Here is a 14,965-nt window from a genome sequence, read left to right as displayed (position 1 = left end):
TTATCTAGCCAAAATTTTATCTTTTTTTCAACTTTAGTCACTATCGTAAATTTACTGCCCTTGGTAATATCAATTTAAGCGCTTTTTGTTGTAAGTATACGCTTGCAACTACTGTTGTACACAGGATAAAAAGTCTAATTAGTTAGAAACTATGTTAATTCAAAGAACCGTATTATCTCTTCTTGTTTTTTCAGGAATATTATCAATTTCTGCATCAGCGAAAGGTCAATTTAAGTTCGAGCCTCATTTATCAACAAATGAGCATATTCAAAGAGAGTTGCAAATATCAGGATTGTTAGCTCAAACGAATAACAAACCAACAAATTGCGATAATGATACAGTCCTACTTTTTCATACCAACAATAGGAAGTCTGTGCGAGTTCATCGTCCAAGAAATAATTCAGAGCAATTATTAATGAATGTTTTTGATAGTAATATCGCTAACAAAAAGCAAGCGGATTTAGCTGTTTCTGTTCCAGTCAACAAAATATCAGAGAAAAATAAAATCACCTACAGCGCACAGCTTGAAAATAGAATATATAATGCCACAGTTTGGATTAATTCTCAATCTAAAATCCAAGCAGAGTTAACAGCAATGGATCAGAATAAACGTGAGCTATGGAGAGAAAAAGGTGCAGGGGAAGTGACATTAAAATTAAGAGTTTCAGAATAGATGTAAATAGATAATTAATTGTTGAAACCGCTCCATCAAACGAGAAGCATCACTGATATTAAGTGTTTTGTGATGGGCAAACGCAGCGATCGCTCAGACTGGAATGGCACTAAGAAAAATTGTTAATGAGAAATTTCTGCGGGTTTGATTGGAGCATTAAACAAAATTTTGAGACATTTTCTATACAGTATCATCCATCCAACCGCAGATGTTACAATCCCAATGTACCCGTGCTGTGTAATCACGCTCATATTTAGCACCGCATTGGGGACAAAAGCCTGTGAACATCGGATGCCAATCCAGTAACTCAAACTGCTGTTGGGGTGTCCATCTTTGGGGAGGTTGTAGAATCAACTCGCCATTGTAATATGTTGCTCCTTCTGGTTGCCAAAGTTCTTCTGCTTGAGTGTTGGTGTTGGGTCTAAAATCGATGCAGATGTTCCCCTCTACCCCCGATGGATGAACTGCACAGACTAGGTGAGGGTCATGAGAATACATTAAGCAGCGATGGCAATCAGATGTTTTAGGCATATTATCGATGATACAGCTAACTTCTGTCTGTGAAAAACTTGAACTTACAAGCCATAAATTTTAAATAAGGCAAACAAGGTACAGATAATTGTATTTAATCTACTGGGAATCCTAAGAATAGTTATATCAGCGATCGCCATCAAAACCTCCGGGGTACTCCCGCCACATCGGTACTCCGATTGGCGGTGATGGGGGATAGGAGGGTAATTATGTGGGTTCGATGCCCACATAATTGCCAAATCATTGGTTTTTGATTTTCTTTCTAAGACTACGAATGAATTCACGGATTACCTCAGTTTGAGTTCTATCTTGTTCTTTGCAGTAGGCTTTTAATACTTCCAATTCTTGCTCTGGAAGCCTGATATCGATACGAGTAGTCATACACAAGTACAGAATAATGCTGTACAATAGTTATATGCTACTAACTTATCAGTTCAAACTCAACCCCACTTCTGAACAAGTTGTCATTCTTGAGACTTGGGGCGAGTTGCTGCGTCGTCATTGGAACTATGCACTAGGGGAAAGGTTGGATTGGCTAAGGTGTACAAGGTCGCTCCTTGACCGATGTAGCTTGGTTTCTGAGCCAATTGGTGGGATACCGGATAAACCTGATTACTATACACAAGCATCAGACCTCCAACAAACTAAAGACTTATTCCCCGACTACAAAAACATCTATGCCGACTGCCAACAACAAAACCTGATGAGGTTGGACAAGGCATGGAAGCGGTGGTTAATACCTGACAAAAAAGGTAACAGAGGAGGGAAACCACGATTTAAAAAGCGTGGCGATATCTCTTCTTTTACCTTCCCGCGTGTTAATTCACCAAAAGCAGGCGCACATCTAACAGGTAATATTCTCAAATTATCCAAGATTGGTGAAATCGAGGTCATCTTGCACCGTCCGATACCAAATGGTTCTGAGATTAAGCAAGCAACGATTTTAAGCAAATCTGATGGATGGTATGTCAGTTTTTCTCTTGAGGATAAAACTGTACCTGAATTGCTGCCGATTGACGAGATTAAAACTGCTACTGGCATAGACGTTGGGTTAGAAAAGTTTTTAACTACTGCTGATGGACAAAGTATTGAAGTACCGCAGTATTACCGTAAGACACAATCTAAATTAGCGCGTCAGCAGCGCAAACTTGCACGTAAAATTCATGGGTCTAAGAACTATCAAAAACAAGCTAGCAGGGTTGCCAGGATTCACTTACACGTTGCCAGACAAAGGAAAGAGTTTCATTATCAAGTCGCTCACTGGTTGGTTAAATCTTATGACTTAATCGTTTTTGAAAACCTGAATATTAGAGGACTAGCTAGAACACGACTAGCAAAGTCGATACTAGATGTTGCTTGGGGTGCATTCCTCCAAATCATGCAAGCTTTCTTCGGTAAGACGCGGCAAGCATACGCGAGGCGTTGACCCTAGAGGCACAAGTATTAATTGTTCTGGTTGTGGACAGAGAGTTGAGAAAACTTTGGCGGTTCGTGTTCATAACTGTTCTTGTGGACTGGTTATTGACCGAGACTGGAACAGCGCAATTAATCTGCTAAATTATGGGTCGGTTGGACTACCGATTCCTGGCTGTGGAGGCTTAGGCGTTAGTCAGCCTGTGAAGCAGCAAGTCTCTTATGTGAATTTGAGATGCTCCCGCTATACTGCTTGCAGTTAGCGGTGAGAGTTGTCACTGAAAGCTATGGGCAAGCCAGTAGTGGACTTGAACAGCAGCAGATTCAATCAATAATGGAATGGTTGTTTGCAAGTTTGCTCAATGCTGAGTATTCTGGCAAGTCGCATATTATTTGGTGTAACGGCGATCGCTTAGACTCCGGTTTAGAGCAGGTAATGAAGAAAGCAATGCGCCGGGGTGAGCCAGTTTTTCTGTATCGCTGTGGTGGTAGGGTATCGCCATTGCCAGAAGGGCTTTACTGGCGGATGATGGACGAACACCCTTCAATGCGGATTTATCAGTTAGAGATTAAAGATAGCGATTAGTTTCATATTTTACTTACCTAAGAAAAGCCTTGCAGTTTCCGTTTTAGCTCCCAATAACTAGCGTTGACTCTAGCATAATCTCTTTGTAAAATAGCGATAAAACAATCTACATAAGCAAGTGATAAATAACGAAGATATTCATCAAAGCTTTTCATTGCTTCTTCGGGATCATCGCTAATATTACGCAAGGGATTATCTGGCTCTAACTCCATCGTGTAGCCTACCATACGAAGATAAATTTTTCCTCTTTTCAAACGAGCAATATCTTCTTGAGGAATTGGAAATCTAATATTAGAAAGCTGATTAAGTTTCTCTAATAAGCTTGTTCTCATACCTACTCGCCTATTAGGTGGTAAGTCATATTGCATACGTGTGCGAGCAGCATGAGTCTGTCCCATTAAGTAATTACGAATACTGTTAATAAAAGCTTGAAGTTGAGGGTCATTCAATTGTATTGATGATAGTAACTCCATGCGTGACTCATGTGGTGCAAACCTTATATCTATATCCATTTCATTAACAACTTTCATGATATCGAGAGGCTGGTCATATCTAATTGATTCCCAATACTTACGACAAGCTCTCATATAATCTTCGTGAATAAACTTTAGTTGAGAATAAGCTGGTTCAACAAATTTTTCTAATAATTTGTCTTTCTTATCTTGATTTTTGGAAAATTGATTGGAAATAAACTCAATTAAAGCAATAGCATCTGCAATCATTTTTATACATCCTTAAAATTATTATGATATTTAAGCTATAGAATTAGTTGAACACGTTTCCTCCTTTCTTGCTGCCACCAAAAAAGAACGTCGCATACCTTTAATTTCTCGTGGAGCCAACTGTACTGCATATCGCCCGTAATTTGCTCTAATATCTCCTGGTTGAATCACTGAAGCACTCCAACCGTGGGCAGCAAACAACTGTTCTGGTTCATCTGTGCCGAAACGCCAGTGCTTGCTGATCATTCCGTTGGGGTGTTTTGCTCCAACTTGCCACGACTTGACACTGACTAGATCCGCTCCCAAGAAACTACCTTCTGCACTCAACTGGCCAATTGTTTTGAGCAATTGGTTGACTTGGGCTTCGTCTAAATACATCAACAGCCCCTCCATTAGCCAAAGTGTGGGTATGTTAATATCAAAGCCTTGTTCTAAAAGCAAATGTGACCAAGGTTGGGTAAGGTCAGCAGCGATCGCCTGACGATGGCACTTGGCAGGTTGATCTTGTAGGATTGCTTCTCTGTACTGGATTAATTCTGGTAAATCTAATTCGTACAGACGAGTCTTTGGTGGGAAGGAGAGACGAAATGCTCTTGTGTCTAACCCGGCTCCTAGAAAGACTAACTGTTTAGCTTCGGGCAACACAGACAAGATGAAGTCATCAAAGAAACGGGTACGAACTGCAACGAACTGAATGCGAAGTGTAGTACCCAGAGGATTATCACTGTCTTGTTGTTCCCATTTCTCTCTCCAAGCTTTACCTGTATCTCCAGCTAACAGTGCGGCAAATGGGTCATCAAACAGGTGGTCTGGTCTGTCATCTTCTATTGCACGTTTAGTTGCCATGACCAAAGCTGTGCGGCAAACCTCGTCTTGAATTTGGGGTAGTTCACTCATTACCAGAGATTTTAGCAATTATCTTTGCATTAGCATTTCGATTGTCTCACTGTTGTTTGTTAGCAGTCTAGTGTTATAAATGCAAGAGTGTAGCTGATCGCACTAAAGAACAATTCTTCCACGCTGATGCTAATGCCAAACAACAGAAGGTGGGCTTTTGGCAAAGGGATTGATAGAGGGGAGCAACGCGATTTTGTGAGGTGTTAAAAATTAGGGGTCTGTAAGATAAGAGAAAATAGTTTGTAAGTAAGTCGGTGCAATAAAACCAAACTATATGAATAAAAGTAAATAAGGCTCAAAGTCTTTCTCCCCCTGCTTCCTGCCTGATTCCAACAATAATTATTTACGCCGAGCTACTTATACCTTGCTAAGAATCTTTCCAGTGAGATTCACAGTGTAATTCAGTGATTTCTGAAAATTTGTCACCGTGACATTCCAACCGTCAAGGCGCTGCGTTGGTATGCAAGGTTCATTGGGTGCAGCAGTGGGACTGCGGAAACAATAGAATCTTGGTGCAACTTGGGAAATGCTAAGATTGGCAATGGGTTTTTTCAAGTCTGATTTGGCGGCGTTGAATACTGTGCGAGCGATCTCCGTTGGTAGCTCATCAGTGCGGTTGGGAAGTCCGGCGATCGCTTCGGTGCGAATATTAACTTTATCATTGCTAATCCGATATATTTGCTGTGCTGGAGACTTTCCCGCCACCATTACCCGATAGCCCCGAATTCTTTGTTGAGCGCAGGATTCAGCTAAATTCCCCAATCCTAGACAGCTATCAGTAAAGGTTTGAGGCTCAATTTTAGTAATCAGAACAACTGAGGGTAAAATTTGCAAGTGATAGCTGGCGATGCGCTTGATTTCGTTACCCACCGGAATCGGTAAGCCGCGTTCCATCACAGGATTACTACGTGCAATTAATTGTAAATCGTCGGCTGTTTCACCTTGAAACACCCAGCGTTGGCGTTGGTAGGGAATGGTAATTTTCCAGCCTTGGCGAAGAATGGGATCGCAAGCAGCAGGGGCAGAAATATTTTCACAACCGCTTGCCCAAGTTGTCTTTGCAGATGAAATATTAGTTAATGCTGGTTGTCCAGGATAGCCCCATTCTTTCGCCAGGCGAATCGCTACTGTTATCATTGCCGTTGGGGGAATTTCTTCGGCAGGTTTTCCCAGAGAATGGATGTTTTGTCCGTTCCTTTGCATCAAGACTCTAAAGTTACCATTATCAGTGGTGAAATAAACCAAATTTTGAAGTTGATCGGCGATCGCAATTTTCCAGTAAGGTACAGGATTGTACATCCAGATATCGCCCTTAGCAATTCGAGCAACTTGAACGACTTTTGCAGTATTATCAAGTTTCTCTTTGGTAAGCACATCTTGAAGCAGTTGTTGAGTGATCGTCTTTGCTTGTGGTGTAGTCAAAACTTGCGGATTAGCAACGGTAGATTGTAAGGCAATTAGGGAACTAGAAAAAAGCAGACATCCGATAATAGTTGATTTGACTAAGGCTTGCTGGGAAAAGTGTTGCAGCATAGAATATTGATTGAAAAATATCAGTAAATCTTGCAATCTCAAGTTAGCCAATGAATACTACGAATCAGGATTGAGTTACAGATTTGGAAACAAAATACATATTTCAGTAGTTGCAGTCATATTTGTCTGATGCTTGGACTATGAAAGCACGTTATCGTTACCGAATATATCCGACTGATGCCCAACAACTGCTATTGAGTAAAACTAAATTAATAATTTTGCATTGCTAATACTTGACTAGAGTGAATTATTTAAGTAATATTACTAAGATTTTAAGATATTTTTTTACTTATGAATAAATATTTCTTACTACTAGCAGGAAGTACATTATTATATCTAGCAAATGGAAAAGCAGCATGGGCAAGTGGTTTTAGTCCATCTCCTTTATTTCCGACAGTAAATAGTTATCAAACCACTGTTACAACGAATGGAGATTCAGCAGACATATACTTTCCTAATGTTGCTAATTCTGCTAATAACCAGCAAAAGCATCCTATTGCCTTGTTTTTACCTGGCTCTCGTGTTGAGACATTACAATATTCTCAATATGCTAGCATTGTAGCGAGTTATGGCTTTACAGTAGTTGTTCCGAGAAGAATTCGTACCCTCCCAGCTTTTGGATTTACTGGACTGTTACCAGAGGCATCACAAATTAATGATGTTTTAAATTTTATGGTAGCGGAGAACTCAAATCCCAATTCACCGCTCACAGGTACTATTGATACAAATAATTTAGTATTACTGGGTCATTCTTTTGGCGGTTCAGTTGGTCTGACTGCGATAGATAATTCCTGTATTTACCCAGTATGTGAAGGACAATTTCAACTTCCTCAACAATTACGAGCAGCAGCATTTTTTGGCACAAGTATAAATGTAGGAACAGGTCAATTTATTCCCATTAAAAATCAAGGGATTCCTATAGCTTTATTACATGGAAATTTAGATGGATTAATACCTATAGGACTAGCGCAAGAAAGCTACAATTTAGTTCAAGAGCCTCCTAAAGCACTAATTACTATTAATGGGGTTAACCATTACGGTATTACCAATGTTAATAATCCTGTTGGTGCTAGATTAGATTCAAATAATCCAACTTTATCTCAGGATGAGTCAATTGAAATTGTAGCCCGTTGGAGTGCGCTTTTCTTGCGAGGTTATGCACTTAATGATCAGGATGCTTTGGAATATATCAATAGTTCAGGTGATGCACTTGATCAAAATGTTACTGTAACCATTCAAACACAAACTGTACCAGAAACAAATCCAGTTTTGGGTTTACTGAGTATAGTTGCATTCACTATTTTTCCGTGGGCGAAAAGTTGGAAGAAGCAACAGTAAAATCCTGATTAGCAAAAATTTTACGAAAAGAGCGATTACTATCGATGCGGATTTACGATGCTTGGTGTTCGCGTAGCGTTCCCGCAGGGTGGGTAAATTCATTGGAATCCCCGTGAAGCAAAAATCCCCGAATTAGAAATTCGGGGAGTGCCAAATCTTGCATCTCTACATATAAACCCAGATAAAGTAAAAAGATGCGCGATAAAAATACCTTACTCTTATAGGCTTTTATCGCTAAATCTAAGTTTTCGCTTTTTTACTGAGTAATAAATTTGCTTCAATTTTTCTTGGTACAAGATGTGAGCCTCACACGGAGGCGATCGCACGCTCCTGCAAAAGATGAAACAAGCACATTTTACCGATATTTACTAAAGCTTTACTGCATAAGGGTTGTAAAATGTGCTTGTTAAGAGCATCAATTAGTAATACTTCTATATTTGATATTCTTTTCCATCAGATGAGATATGCCTGGATAAGAAATAAAATTCAGTTGCAAAATCCGATTTTGAGGATCGTTATCCCAATGGCTATAAACACTTTTCCAATCCTCTAAAAATTCTGGCTGGACTTGTCCTAGTATCTGCACCAGATGATAATAAATAGAAATATTTGTTGTCTCATCGACGTTAACATCTTGATGAGTTTCTAAATCGAATTGTAAAAAGTGTTTATCTTCTTTGTGACTAATCTGAGCATGGTACATACCTGTTAAGTAACGACCAAGTTCTGGAGATTTGACTGCTGCATCCAGCATATATTCTGTAAAATTAGTCCCTTGAATAATCAAACATTTGTCAGAGCGACCAGTAACAGCTATCAAATCGGGATATTCATCGTTGGTATTTGCCAGAATATTAACTAGAGATTCATCTTGAAGGTTCAGCAATTGAGAAGAAAGAACAGCTTGTTTTAATTCTTTCCAACTATATAAAGCAACTTGATCAAAGAGGATATAACGTACTAATGGGATACCTTGCCAACGAGTTATACAAAGATTTCCATCTACAGTCTCTATAAAAGCGTTTCTATCTATAAAATGAAAAAAGTGCGGAACTGGTGTTTTCATACCCAAAGAATTAGCCAGGTTGGGGTGGCGATAAAGTAATTTTCTCAGGGTCACTGTTGCCAGAGATTCTACCCCTAGACTACCTGTATCACAACTACCGTAAATAGAAAACATGAATGGTGTTGCTTCTTCTACTTCGGCGTTATTTTGGAGAGAAGTTCGCAAGCTTTCAGGAAACGGTTCACCCGTAACTACATACTTGATTTTTTGCCAAGGTAAAGATTGATTTAACTGTTTAGCTTGCAGATGAAAATGAGCGATCGCTGATGGTACAATAAACACAATAATCTGTTCTACAAAGGAATCCATATGAGAGATCATTTGGACAATCTCTTCTAACTGTTTCCCTGGCGAAAATACCACAAAAGGATAAGGTGTGTTAAGCGCTACATTTTTTAACACCCAAGATAAATGCTCTCCTCCCATCCAACTGCTAAGGCTCAAACCAACGATTGCTAGCGTTTTTTTTTGGTGAATAGCAAATGTAGATTCCAGAAACGTCTTCATGACCGCAGGATAAGACTGACTGACAGACTTCATTCCTAGCCAATAAAAAGGATTACCAGAAGAACCAGAAGACCGAAATATTTCAAAAGCTTCTTCACTGTCGTCTGCTAATAGCTCGGAAAATGGATAAGCTAGTATATATGAATTTTTATCTAAATAAGGCAAATCTTCAAATTGGGGTTCCCCTGTAAGATTATTTTTTTGTAAAAAAGACTTATATGCAGGTACAGACCTTTGAGTGCGTTGTGCGATCGCTTTAGCAGTTTCTTTTGACCCCAGAAAAGTTTTGACAAATTTTTGAGTCATGATACAGGCTCCTGAGAAATTAGTAAATATCATATTTGCAGGTAATTGACGAAGCTATATCCTCTAGCCCTTGTCTAACTTGAGTGAAAGTCAGCATACAAAGCAAATATATTTTATGTTTATAGAGATATCAGAAGCTAAGGACGGAGTTATGCAGATTCAAAAATAAATTCGTGGGATTTTTATCTATTGTGGCGAGTATTTTAAGTTTTCAGCGCTGATCTAAATCACAGGCTGATACATAGATAAAAGTTATTATTAATACAATAGATAGACAATTATATACAGATAAATGAACAAAACAGCTATTCTTACAGCATTTCTACTGCATACTCTCTGGAATAGCTGCTGTAGCCCAAAGCAACTTGCCCAGTACGACAGTAGTAAGCGTAGGTGATGGAGATACGCTACGAGTCCGCAATCAACAAGGGTAGCCAATTACCATTCGTCTACTTTGCATTGACGCACCAGAAATGAAACAAACTCCCTGGGGTCAGCAGTCTAAAACTCATCTTGGTCAACTACTCCCAGTGGGTCAGTCTGTGCAAGTTTGCTCAATTGAGCGCGATAAGTATAAAAGGTTGGTGGCTGAGGTATTTATCAACAACCGCTCTGTCAACCTGACAATGGTGCAAGAAGGACAAGCTGTGGTGTATCGGCAATATCTTAAAGGATGCACTAACACCAAAGAACAATTTCTCCAGGCTGAGGCTAATGCTAAACAACAGAAGTTGGGTTTTTGGAACCAATCCCAGCCTGTGATGCCTTGGGATTTTCGGCGAGGGAAGAAGACTCAGCCTGCAACGGTGCGATCGCAACAACAGTGTGATCCTTCCTATCCAGATTTTTGCATTCCGCCTAATGCAGCAGATTTAGATTGCCGTGATATTCCTTACCGCAGATTTAGGGTGAATCAGCCAGATCCGCATGGGTTCAATAGGGATAGGGATGGTGTGGGTTGTGAGAGATGACAATAAAATTTGGCATGACAGAGGGAAATATGCGATGAGCTGATGCCTTGCTGAGTATAACGAGTGAAGAACAAAATAAATTTTACAAAGCTAATATGACAACTGCTATTAACAATTTATTTCATCCAATTTTTTCACAATGGCTCGAATCAGGTCTAGCACCTGAGTCAGCCATAGAAGGAGTTGCCCCTGAATTTGCTAGTTTGCTGCAAGTTCAGGCTGAAGAATTTACATTTGATTCGCTGTTTCATAATGCCCAGATGCCTGATTGGACATGGAATGCCATCGAGTTTAATGAAGTTTTCGATGGACAGTTTTTCTTTTATTTGCCAACTATATGGGCTGAAAGCAGACAACAAGGGCTAAATGTCGCTTTTGGTGATACTACATCCATACGGCAATCGATTTTACTGACCAAAAAGTCTTTGTGGCAAACAGGTATCAGCGAATTTTTGCAAGGGGTTAGAGTTATAGCATTTGCTTATTACCCCTTGCACAAGCCGAATTATAATCAATGGGTTGTCGTAACAAAAGACAACGAGACTGGAGCTATGTGGACGTTTGCTGTATATAGTTCTGGAGACTATCTTGTAGCAGTTAAGGCAGATGCAGCTACAACTTTTGAACTCAATCAACAATTAACTTCACTGATTAATTCTAATCCTTGGTATGGATGGATTGAATCGGCTAAAAAACAGTAATGATGAATTTTTAGCTTGAATTAGCAGAAGCTACAAGCTCACCTGAAGTAGTTCACTCTCCTAAATAAATACCTAAACCACGAGCAGTTTTGACCAGAGCATCTTCTGGGTTAACGGCTTTGTACTGAGCGATAGCTTCCTCTATTGGTACAGTAATCACTTGGCGATTTTGCCAAGCAACCATGTAATCATATTTAGCTGCCTCAATCAAATTGACGGCAGCTACACCAAAAGCAGATGCGACTAATCGGTCTAGAGGTGAAGCTATACCACCGCGTTGGATATGTCCTAAGACTGTGACTCGTGTTTCTGCACCAATGCGATCGCTAATTTGATCGGCTAGATATTCGCCAATTCCACCATATCGTGATTGACCCAAACGATTAGTTAGGGTGAGAATTTCACCGTCTTGAGTTCGTACTGCTTCGGAGACAATAATTAAACAATAGTTTTTGCCTTCTTCTTGACGGTGTTTAATGTGGTAGCAAATGTCATCCATGCTGTAGAGAATTTCGGGAATTAAAATCACATCTGCACCCCCAGCAATTCCCGCAGCGAGGGCGATGTGTCCGGCATCACGACCCATGACTTCTAAAATCATGACTCGACTATGAGAAGCGGCGGTGAAATGTAATCTATCGAGTGCTTCTGTGGCAATATTGACAGCTGTATCAAATCCAATGGCGTGTTCAGTAATACCGATATCATTATCAATAGTTTTAGGGATACCGACTAAGTTGATAGCGCCTTGTTGTGCAAGGCGACGCAGAATTGCTAAACTACCATCCCCGCCAATGCCAATCAACGCATCTAAATCTAATTGATGATAACCAGCAATAATTTCTGATGAACGATCACAAAAACTACCATCAGGCATGGGAAAAGCAAATGGATCACCTTTATTGGTAGTTCCTAACATTGTGCCACCAGAGGTTAATAAAGGATCAACTTGGTCGATTTCTAATTTAGAAACTTGTGGTGGACGTGCCATTAATCCTAAAGTTGCTTGCCGAATACCGAAGACTTCCCAACCTTTACCGCTAGCACAATGAACAACAGCTCTGATAACTGCATTCAAACCAGAGCAATCCCCGCCACTAGTAAGAATGCCTATTCGCCTACTTTTACTCATATTTTTGAACGTTGTAAATGTAAAATAATTTTACTAACTACTAGATTTAGCTAATATTTAAAATTTCTGATTAAATGTTACGAATTTAGGTACTAAAATTTTTATATTACTTAATTTTATTCCCAAATAGCACCATCAAGTTATTAACAGCAAAGTTTTGCTATTATTTGGAATATAAGCTTAATCTTAAAGTATAGTTTTGATTATTTAATTACTTAAAAGTCTAGAATAATTCGTGTAGACTATATTCTTCCGAAACAAAAATTCATGTTTCCAGTAGAGTTAATTTAACCTGTGAGTAAAAAGTGAAATAACAGCATCTGTAGCTTTATACTGATTAAGCGGTTGGGTTTAGCGCGTTAGACTTTACAATCATTAAGCGTTGCTAAATCACCTTAGTTAAACGCTTCAATGTAGTTCAATACAGTTTGTTTGATTCAATCATAGTCATGATTTTAAATAACTATTTGCTTTATGATTTTTCCTTTGCGCTTAACTACGCTCTTGCGTTTCCAGCACATTTTTGATAAATCTCTGAAAAGATGGCAGTTTTTTTAAATAAAAGTAGAAAAATATTATGACTCAAATCACACTGATGACAATGGACAATTTTAGCATTCGACCAATGAAGAGGTCAGAATTAGATGTGGTAATTGATTGGGCAGCGATTGAAGGCTGGAATCCAGGAATTTATGACGCTGAATGTTTTTACCAAGCTGACCAATGCGGTTTTTTCGTGGGTGAATTGAATAATGAACTTGTAGCAAGTATTTCTGCGGTTGCCTACTCTCAACACTTTGGCGTTATTGGCTTTTATATTGTCAAAGAGCAGTTCCGTGGTCGAGGTTTTGGCATGAAGATGTGGAGGACAGCAATGGCATACCTTGGTAGTGAGCGTAACATTAGCTTAGATGGAGTAATTGCTCAACAGGAGAATTACAAAAAATCAGGTTTTCAAATAGCCTACCGCCATATTCGTTATCAGGTTGTAGGCGGCGGCGTTGTGCCGGACGGCATTGTAGAATTGAAAACTGTGCCGTTTGATCAGTTAGTGGTTTATGAGCAGAAGCTTTTTCCGGCAGAGCGCGAACAGTTTCTACGACTTTGGATAAAGCAACCAAACAGTGCTGCATATGCAGTTGTTAGAGATGGGCAAATTGTAGGTTATGGAGTCATCCGCCAAAGCCACACAGGTTTGCGGATTGGGCCGTTGAATGCTGACAATGAACAAATAGCCGAGCAACTCTTACTCGCCTTGCTTGCTTTTCGTTCTGATGCTTTGGTGTTTCTTGATGTGCCAGATGCTAATTTAGAAGCAATAAAACTGGTTCAACGTTACGGCATGAAGCCAGTTTCTGAAGTCGCTCGGATGTATAATAAAGAAATTCCTAACTTGCTTATAAATCGTGTATTTGCTGTGACGAGCCTAGAAGTTGGTTAGCTAAGTATTATTTCACCAATCAGTCATCGCTTCTAAGCTGCTGAAGGAAACTGCTTTAGTCATGATCAAGAAAAATTTACTTAATAACGAAATTTTTACTTTAGACAATATTCTTTTAGCACAAGAGTGTGCTGAGTATATTAGTTTAACGGAAAGTATTGGTTATACAAAAGCTCCGATCAGTACGATTCGAGGGTTCCAGATGCGTCCCGATATCCGCAATAATGAACGTGTTATCCTTGATGATAACCAACGGGCTTTTGACTTATGGCAGCGTGTGTCAGATCATATTCCTAAGACCATTGGCAGGTGGCAAGCAATAGGATTGAATGAGCGTTTCCGCTTTTATCGTTATGATCCAGGACAGAGATTTGCGATACATCATGACGGTTCTTATCGGCGACCGAATGGGGAAGAAAGTCTGTTAACTTTCATGATTTACTTAAATGAAGGTTTTGAAGGTGGTGAAACCCGTTTTCATCTTTCGCCTCGGTACTATGAAAAATGCCCTAATATTACTGTGGTTCCAGTTACAGGTATGGCTTTATGTTTTGTTCATGACGTTGTGCATGAAGGTGTTGCTGTTGTTCAAGGACGAAAGTATGTTTTACGCTCAGATGTGATGTATCGTCAACAGTCAAGAGTCTATTAGTGGAAGATATTGAATATCTAATTCTTGATACCCAGTTTGCTCATCAAACCTTCTTCCAAAGCAAAAATCTTGGGTAGTACCAATGATTATTTCCTCAGTAGTATAGATTATACATCCATCGACAAGATGACCACCAATAGTCTTACCTTGTTGATCTGCTAGAGCAATATGCAGATGTATCCCTTCATTCGATAAAGTTCCATTGAGAGCTAAAATCTCAGATTTTTCATCAAAGGTTGTACTTTTTTCTTGATTAGCAAAGCGAGGAGGTATTCTGGGAGTGGAAGAACATCGTGCCAAACCAGGTATTTCGCTCCAAGAGAGTATAAAAACGGGCTATATGTCAGAAGATGGCGTAATTGAGGCGGTGGAGAAAGTAGGCTTCAAATCAGGGCAAACGCATCTAAATATAGTACAAGAATACTAAGCAAGGGATAAAGGCAGGCATATCTAACGGCAAGGTTCTGTCTAAGTAGGTGGTATAGAGGATAAGTAG

19 protein-coding genes are annotated in these 14,965 nt (G+C 39.5%); 10 read left to right on the top strand and 9 right to left on the bottom strand.

From position 1 onward, the window contains the following. Positions 1–151: 151 nt before the first annotated feature. Positions 152–673: a hypothetical protein gene (locus tag H6G14_RS28160; protein ID WP_010999875.1), complete on the top strand. Its 522-nt coding sequence runs from the start codon at positions 152–154 to the stop codon at positions 671–673. 180 nt (positions 674–853) lie between these two features. Here the strand turns inward: H6G14_RS28160 and H6G14_RS28155 are convergent, their stop codons facing one another. The 3 genes from H6G14_RS28155 to H6G14_RS34375 are packed head-to-tail and all read right to left on the bottom strand — an operon-like array spanning position 854 to position 1,585. After that, the gene (locus tag H6G14_RS28155) at positions 854–1,204 is read right to left on the bottom strand and encodes a hypothetical protein (protein WP_190571675.1); all 351 of its coding nucleotides are present in this window, start codon (positions 1,202–1,204) and stop codon (positions 854–856) included. A 44-nt stretch (positions 1,205–1,248) separates the two neighbouring features. Further along, a complete protein-coding gene (locus H6G14_RS28150) occupies positions 1,249–1,488 on the bottom strand; it encodes a hypothetical protein (RefSeq protein ID WP_168371005.1) in 240 nt (79 codons plus the stop codon). After that, entirely contained in the window at positions 1,445–1,585 is a 141-nt protein-coding gene (locus H6G14_RS34375; protein ID WP_010999877.1) for a ribbon-helix-helix protein, CopG family, read from the bottom strand. Before H6G14_RS34375 ends, H6G14_RS28150 begins: the two co-directional genes overlap by 44 nt. 34 nt (positions 1,586–1,619) lie before the next feature. On the opposite strand from H6G14_RS34375, the gene H6G14_RS28140 reads away from it, so the two are divergent. Genes H6G14_RS28140 through H6G14_RS28135 form a run of 3 tightly spaced genes read left to right on the top strand, consistent with a single transcriptional unit; the run spans position 1,620 to position 3,203 of the window. Further along, complete coding sequence (locus tag H6G14_RS28140; protein ID WP_242053926.1) at positions 1,620–2,630, top strand: RNA-guided endonuclease InsQ/TnpB family protein; 1,011 nt, start codon at positions 1,620–1,622, stop codon at positions 2,628–2,630. Continuing rightward, positions 2,554–2,880: a transposase gene (locus H6G14_RS33785; RefSeq protein ID WP_242053912.1), complete on the top strand. Its 327-nt coding sequence runs from the start codon at positions 2,554–2,556 to the stop codon at positions 2,878–2,880. The genes H6G14_RS28140 and H6G14_RS33785 overlap by 77 nt, the downstream gene beginning before the upstream one ends. Further along, positions 2,853–3,203: a hypothetical protein gene (locus H6G14_RS28135; RefSeq protein WP_242053904.1), complete on the top strand. Its 351-nt coding sequence runs from the start codon at positions 2,853–2,855 to the stop codon at positions 3,201–3,203. Before H6G14_RS33785 ends, H6G14_RS28135 begins: the two co-directional genes overlap by 28 nt. Before the next feature lie 17 nt (positions 3,204–3,220). On the opposite strand, the gene H6G14_RS28130 is transcribed toward H6G14_RS28135, so the two are convergent. From H6G14_RS28130 to H6G14_RS28120, 3 genes are all read right to left on the bottom strand, one after another. Beyond that, entirely contained in the window at positions 3,221–3,925 is a 705-nt protein-coding gene (locus H6G14_RS28130; protein ID WP_190571673.1) for a hypothetical protein, read from the bottom strand. Positions 3,926–3,955: 30 nt separating this feature from the next. Next, positions 3,956–4,822 carry a class I SAM-dependent methyltransferase gene (locus H6G14_RS28125; RefSeq protein ID WP_190571671.1) on the bottom strand — a complete coding sequence of 289 codons (867 nt, stop codon included), beginning with the start codon at positions 4,820–4,822 and terminating at the stop codon, positions 3,956–3,958. A 357-nt stretch (positions 4,823–5,179) separates the two neighbouring features. Next, positions 5,180–6,355, bottom strand: a complete 1,176-nt coding sequence (locus tag H6G14_RS28120; RefSeq protein ID WP_190571669.1) for a hypothetical protein — start codon at positions 6,353–6,355, stop codon at positions 5,180–5,182. A gap of 140 nt (positions 6,356–6,495) precedes the next feature. Here H6G14_RS28120 and H6G14_RS34370 point away from each other — a divergent pair, with 140 nt between their 5' ends. Continuing rightward, positions 6,496–6,585, top strand: a complete 90-nt coding sequence (locus H6G14_RS34370) for a helix-turn-helix domain-containing protein (RefSeq protein WP_190571668.1) — start codon at positions 6,496–6,498, stop codon at positions 6,583–6,585. Between the two features lie 61 nt (positions 6,586–6,646). Continuing rightward, positions 6,647–7,693, top strand: a complete 1,047-nt coding sequence (locus H6G14_RS28110; protein WP_190571666.1) for an alpha/beta hydrolase family protein — start codon at positions 6,647–6,649, stop codon at positions 7,691–7,693. Positions 7,694–8,108: 415 nt separating this feature from the next. Here H6G14_RS28110 and H6G14_RS28105 read toward each other — a convergent pair whose 3' ends face one another. Next, positions 8,109–9,572 carry a phenylacetate--CoA ligase family protein gene (locus H6G14_RS28105; RefSeq protein ID WP_190571664.1) on the bottom strand — a complete coding sequence of 488 codons (1,464 nt, stop codon included), beginning with the start codon at positions 9,570–9,572 and terminating at the stop codon, positions 8,109–8,111. A 473-nt stretch (positions 9,573–10,045) separates the two neighbouring features. Here H6G14_RS28105 and H6G14_RS28100 point away from each other — a divergent pair, with 473 nt between their 5' ends. Both H6G14_RS28100 and H6G14_RS28095 read left to right on the top strand, forming a co-directional pair. Continuing rightward, complete coding sequence (locus tag H6G14_RS28100) at positions 10,046–10,543, top strand: thermonuclease family protein (protein WP_190571662.1); 498 nt, start codon at positions 10,046–10,048, stop codon at positions 10,541–10,543. A gap of 95 nt (positions 10,544–10,638) precedes the next feature. Then, on the top strand, positions 10,639–11,244 hold the full coding sequence (locus H6G14_RS28095; RefSeq protein ID WP_010999883.1) for a hypothetical protein: 606 nt from the start codon (positions 10,639–10,641) through the stop codon (positions 11,242–11,244). Between the two features lie 52 nt (positions 11,245–11,296). On the opposite strand, the gene H6G14_RS28090 is transcribed toward H6G14_RS28095, so the two are convergent. Further along, positions 11,297–12,376, bottom strand: a complete 1,080-nt coding sequence (locus tag H6G14_RS28090) for an ATP-dependent 6-phosphofructokinase (protein ID WP_010999884.1) — start codon at positions 12,374–12,376, stop codon at positions 11,297–11,299. A gap of 577 nt (positions 12,377–12,953) precedes the next feature. On the opposite strand from H6G14_RS28090, the gene H6G14_RS28085 reads away from it, so the two are divergent. Together H6G14_RS28085 and H6G14_RS28080 are read left to right on the top strand one after the other, a co-directional pair. Then, positions 12,954–13,817 (top strand): GNAT family N-acetyltransferase, encoded by an 864-nt coding sequence (locus H6G14_RS28085; RefSeq protein WP_190571660.1) that lies wholly within the window; start codon positions 12,954–12,956, stop codon positions 13,815–13,817. A gap of 202 nt (positions 13,818–14,019) precedes the next feature. Further along, the gene (locus tag H6G14_RS28080; RefSeq protein ID WP_199326312.1) at positions 14,020–14,469 is read left to right on the top strand and encodes a 2OG-Fe(II) oxygenase; all 450 of its coding nucleotides are present in this window, start codon (positions 14,020–14,022) and stop codon (positions 14,467–14,469) included. Here H6G14_RS28080 and H6G14_RS28075 read toward each other — a convergent pair. Continuing rightward, positions 14,455–14,769, bottom strand: coding sequence for a PPC domain-containing DNA-binding protein (locus tag H6G14_RS28075; RefSeq protein WP_049942538.1), 315 nt, complete (start codon positions 14,767–14,769; stop codon positions 14,455–14,457). The genes H6G14_RS28080 and H6G14_RS28075 overlap by 15 nt on opposite strands. Positions 14,770–14,965 lie beyond the last annotated feature (196 nt).

It is taken from the genome of Nostoc parmelioides FACHB-3921 (assembly GCF_014696625.1).
Classification (GTDB): Bacteria; Cyanobacteriota; Cyanobacteriia; order Cyanobacteriales; family Nostocaceae; genus Trichormus; species Trichormus parmelioides.
This window is presented reverse-complemented; position numbering and strand designations above follow the sequence as displayed.